A 1,187-nucleotide genomic window follows, 5' to 3' on the forward strand; every position below is an offset into this window, starting at 1 on the left:
GCTCGGCGACGACCGCTACATCCTGCGCACCCCCGGCGACGTGATCGTCGAGGAGTTCGGCGAGGGCAACGACGTGGTGCTGGCCTACCAATCCTACGCACTGGCCGCGCATGTCGAACAGCTCTTCATGCAGACCGTGCGCACCAAGGATGGCAGCCCTGCGATCTTCAACGGAATCGGCAACGGGCTCGACAACACGATCGTCGGCACGCCCTTCTCGAATACCATCGTGGGCCGCGAGGGGCGCGACACCCTGAAGGGTCAGGCAGGCGGCGACACCTTTGTTTTCGACCGCGCGATCGGGCCCGACAACGTGGACCGGATTATCGATTTCAACACCAACGAGGTGAATGAGGGCGACATCCTGAAGATGAAAGGCACGGTCTTCGGCGGCATGGCTGCGGGCGCGCTCTCGGCGGCGGATTTCGTTGCCGGCACAGCTGCGGCGGACGCCTCCGACAGGTTCATCTTCGACCAGGCCTCCGGGCAGCTCTGGTTCGACGCCGACGGCTCCGGCGCCGGCGCGCAGGAACTCATCGCCACCTTCGAACAGAACGCCACGGTGACCGCCGCGGATATCGAGATATTCTGAGGCTTTTTTCCAGTTGGCTTGAGCTGAGTGAGTGACTGCAAAGTCCGCACAGCGTGACGTGCTAGAAACCATTAAAGGTACAAAATACCGTCACGTTATTTGCACACTTCTGGATTACCCAAAACTCTCCGTGAGTGGATAATTTCAGCATTTCTGGCCCGTCGATTATGCAGATCGGCGGGTCAATTCTAAACGGTGGCTTAGTTTGCCAGTCGGACGTAGATGCCACAAGTTTCGCTGCGCTGTGAATGAATGGCAGCTTTTCTTACTACGGCGCAGCTGGCGTACTCTGTCACTTCTGTCGCTGCATCTACGAGCGGTAGCAAAATGGCACTTCCGCTGTGGGCTCGGCTCGGCCATCCGAGGATTTTCATCGGATGACTGCTTAAGCATTTTAAGCTACCGTTGGAGCCGGAAAATTTGACGTTGCCACCGTGAACGGCAGCTTCTGCCCACACCGGACGTCCCTGGAAATTAGGGCAATGACGGGTGTGCGGGACGCAGCCGCCTGATGCTGTTGCAGCGAAATCAGTCTCCGAAAGACCGTCTCTTTTCGGTGCGTGTCGCGGCATTGCGGCGTGATTTCCCGAAAGTA

The 1,187-nt window shown here is 58.6% G+C and carries 1 pseudogene; it reads left to right on the forward strand.

Going from position 1 to position 1,187, the window contains the following annotated elements:
* Positions 1 to 592: pseudogene (locus EZV60_RS19220) on the forward strand (Calx-beta domain-containing protein); the annotation flags it as partial.
* Positions 593 to 1,187 lie beyond the last annotated feature (595 nt).

It is taken from the genome of Roseovarius aestuariivivens (assembly GCF_004761875.1).
Lineage (GTDB): Bacteria > Pseudomonadota > Alphaproteobacteria > Rhodobacterales > Rhodobacteraceae > Roseovarius > Roseovarius aestuariivivens.